Genomic DNA, 3,276 nt, shown 5'->3' on the forward strand with positions numbered 1-3,276 from the left:
AAGCTTCCCTGAAAGTAGAGGCACTTCTTCTGATGAACCTGGACGCGATTCGTTTCGATTGAAATCGCTTTCGCGATACCCTCTTCCGAACGCGTTTCAGTTATTTCGAATATCATGTGATTTTCGAAGTGAGTACTTCCCGGAAACTTCCCGCGTCTTCTTCCAGTGCTGATGCGACTCCTTCAATTGTCAAAGCAATCATTGATGCTAGCGTGATTTATCGGAATTTCCATTCATTAGTCTTGTTTCTGTACTTTTTCCAATAGAAGAGAAAGACGTTGCACAACTTCGGGATGCTTACTCCATAAGTTTTTTGTTTCAGAAGGATCATTCGTCAGGTGGTAGAGTTGTCCCGTAGGTTCTCCATTGGCTGGCTTGATGTCGCGGGGATAAGTGAAACCTCCCGAACCGCGGGTGGGGATCATTTTCCATGGCCCCTGACGCACAGCGAAGTTACCCCATAACGAATGATGTATCGCATACTCACGCAATGGCTTGTCGCTTTTCTTGCCGAGCAAGGCGGGCAAAATATTACGACTGTCTTCGGCTGCACCCGCAGGAAGTTTAGTGCCGATGATTGCCGCACAGGTCGCCATCAAATCAGTCAATTCGATCAAAGCATCGCTCGTTGAACCGGCGGGAACGTGATCCGGCCAGCGCGCGATAAACGGAACACGATGGCCACCTTCCCAGATATCTGCTTTCGTGCCTCGCAAGTGCGCATTTCCCTGATGGCCACGTTCTTTCACATACTTTGCACGATGTGTCAGTCGATAATTCTTCAGGTCATCAGCTTCCTGTGGCGTCCACCAGTGATACAAACCGCCGTTATCGGATGTGAAAATGATCAATGTATTCTTTGCTTCATCAGTTCGTTTGAGTACTTCCAGAATCGCACCAACGGTGGCATCGACTTCGAGAACAAAATCCCCATATTCGCCGGCCTCACTTTTTCCACGAAACTCGTCATTGGGCACTAATGGCAAATGCGGCGCTGTCAGCGGGAAATACAGGAAAAAAGGACGATCCGGAGACGACTTTGAATGTCGTTCAATGTAACGCACTGCCTGTCCCGTGAGTGTGGGCATAACTCCGGAAATCGTAAAGTCGGGAGAGCGCATACCCTTGTCAACTGAAAGAAATTCCGTTGAGATGCGTTCCGATTCGATCGTAGGAATAATTACGGGCCGATCATTTTCGATATAACAAAATGGTGACATGTTCAAAGAAGCAGAAATGCCGAAGTACCAGTCAAACCCAACATCGGTGGGGCCGCCGGTCACCGGTTGTGTATAATCAACATCATCTCCCACCCGTGGTCGCTTTCTGCGATCAATGGGAACGGCAGGTACAGGCTGGCCTGTTTTCTCAGTCCATTGCATCCCTAGGTGCCATTTGCCTACGCACGCTGTATCGTATCCAGCCTGTTTGAGCAGAGAGGGCACTGTTGGGCGATCTTTTTCAATTAAAGGCGGGTCAAAACCGTCCAGCACGCGATACTTCAATCGTGTTCGCCAGCAGTATCGCCCCGTCAGAATTCCGTAACGCGTCGGTGTGCAAACGGCAGATGGCGTATGTGCATCGGTAAACTTCATTCCCTGTGCTGCAAGCTGGTCAATATGTGGTGTTCGAATTTTTGATTCCGCGTTGTAACAACTCACATCGCCATAGCCGAGGTCATCAGCGAGAATATAAATAATATTGGGCTGTTTGTCGGCAGCCGTCGCTGATTCCAGAAAAAGCATACTGAATAAAGTCAGAATCGCTGGCAGAATTCTTACCGCATGCATACTTCTGATGAAATTCCATTGAAGATCAATCGTTGAAAACATTTATTGAGGCCTTCCTGTTGGGGGGAGTTCTTTTAAATAACTATAAAGGTTGGACAGGATAAAAATCAACAGGACGACCACTAAGGTAATAGAATTGTAGAATAGTGTACGTCATAGGACAGGGCTTATGGGACAGTCATCAATGAGAGAAGTCGGTTAAATCTATGTGCAGGAAATTCGAATCACTTCACGGCCCAACCGCCCCGAACCACCGGTGACCACAACTCGTTTGTTATTGGCCTCTCTCGTTTAAGAAGCTGGCAAGAATCTTATCTTGTTGGCATGCTGAACTTGGCCGGCTTAATTCTGTGGTTTAGCGGCTTTAATCGCTGGTACCAGTTCTTCCACTTGTAAATCTGCGAACCAGGCAGGTCCTCCCTCGACTGCAAGACGGATTTCGGGGAGCGTCGCGTTCTCTTGAGAATGCACTGTACCGATCAACTGATCGTCGAAGAAGATCCACCAATGTCCATGCTGGTGTTCCAGCTCAACGACATGATATTGATCGTTCGGATTGTTGATAATAGTAGGAGTCGCCACTTCTGAAAGTGAGCCTCGATCATTGGGCTTTCTGGCTAATACAACCTGTTCCGGAGTCACGCGTAATACAGATCGGATACCATTACGATTCTGGTCCGCAGCGATTCCAAAATGAAGTTCTACCGCTGTGGCGTCGTGCAGACGAACGAATAACAGTAGCTTGTAATTTCTCAGTGGTCGCGGCGGGCTCAGGTCACTGCGAAGTAATGGCCGACGAATCATACCGTTGCTACCGGAAATTATCGAAGCTCCCTCGTCATCTTCGTCGACAGTCCAACTTCCACTGGATGGCATCACACCCAGGGTCTGGCCATTAAACAAGGGTTCGCTCCAACCGCTGGCAGTCATATCTCGTACGGGCGTTGTTGAAGCACCTGGGTTGAGAATCAGCAACAAACTAACGATTAATAAAACCGAGGTCATTATGGTTGCCGTCTTAAAAAAGCGTCGGTAATACCGAGTACCAGTCTGGTTGACTTCGGTGGTCGGCAGTGATTGTGCAGGCGGTCTTTCTAAGATCGTGGTGAGTGTGTCGGCAATTGACTCAGTGCCCTCTTGCAACGTGAGACGTTGCTGCAGTGATGCATCGATTCGATTTATCAAATGGTTGTAATTATCTAAACGATCGTCCGCTTTCAATTTTAGCATGTCATTAACGAGCTGAGACGTCTGCTCGGACACAACATTTGGTCCGTCACTCAATGATTTAGTTTCCCCACTCAATTTCTGTGCAATGATCTGAGGGATAGTATTTCCTTCAAAAGGAGGTCGACCTGACAGCATGTGATACATTGTCACACCTAATGCATAGATATCAGATCGGTGGTCGACATCGTGGCCATTGATTTGCTCCGGCGACATGTAATGTGGGCTACCCACTGAGGCATTTGCGGCCGTCAGCCTG

At 48.2% G+C, this 3,276-nt stretch carries 2 protein-coding genes; both read right to left on the reverse strand.

The annotated features are described in order from the left end of the window. Window positions 1–236 precede the first annotated feature (236 nt). A complete protein-coding gene (locus tag Q0668_RS12930) occupies window positions 237–1,832 on the reverse strand; it encodes an arylsulfatase (protein ID WP_298865281.1) in 1,596 nt (531 codons plus the stop codon). Window positions 1,833–2,132: 300 nt separating this feature from the next. Beyond that, window positions 2,133–3,276, reverse strand: a 1,144-nt coding sequence (locus tag Q0668_RS12935) for a protein kinase (protein WP_298865284.1), incomplete at its 5' end; no start/stop codon positions are given.

The sequence above is a fragment of the uncultured Gimesia sp. genome (assembly GCF_937910335.1).
In the GTDB taxonomy this organism is placed as follows: Bacteria; Planctomycetota; Planctomycetia; order Planctomycetales; family Planctomycetaceae; genus Gimesia.